The 415-nt window shown below is 36.4% G+C and carries 1 protein-coding gene and 1 pseudogene; both read right to left on the reverse strand.

Features of this window, described 5'->3' with window-relative positions; all coding sequences use genetic code 11:
• Positions 1-237 (reverse strand): DUF2887 domain-containing protein (locus PL8927_RS28930; RefSeq protein WP_197047592.1); only part of this gene is annotated, 237 nt, incomplete at its 3' end.
• Positions 216-415: pseudogene (locus PL8927_RS28235) on the reverse strand (Rpn family recombination-promoting nuclease/putative transposase); the annotation flags it as partial. The pseudogene PL8927_RS28235 and the gene PL8927_RS28930, both read right to left, overlap by 22 nt.

Below are 415 nucleotides of genomic sequence, written 5' to 3' on the forward strand. Positions count from 1 at the left end.
TCCTTCAGTTTTCCCTTCCTCAATCAACTCTTGAGCAAACCGAGTTTTTCTTAAATCATCAACACCAAACATAGCTTCTAACTCCTGACGACTCATTTGAGGTAACTTTGCTAAAACAATCGTTTCTAATAAATTTAACAATTGTAGCCGCGAAGGTTCATCGGGAAATTGTTGTTTGACTAGGTTTTTAGAAACCCGGTTTCTGGGTACACAGGTTAGTTGAGAGTGTTGATAAATTGTTGGACTTGCTCAACATTAAGCTGGAGAATATTAGCAATTTTTTCTACAGAAAATCCTTCTTTTAATAACTGAGGAATCACCTTCAATTTTCCTTGAACTTCTCCTTCAGTTTTCCCTTCCTCAATCAACTCTTGAGCAAACCGAGTTTTTCTTAAATCATCAACACCAAACATAG

It is taken from the genome of Planktothrix serta PCC 8927 (assembly GCF_900010725.2).
In the GTDB taxonomy this organism is placed as follows: domain Bacteria; phylum Cyanobacteriota; class Cyanobacteriia; order Cyanobacteriales; family Microcoleaceae; genus Planktothrix; species Planktothrix serta.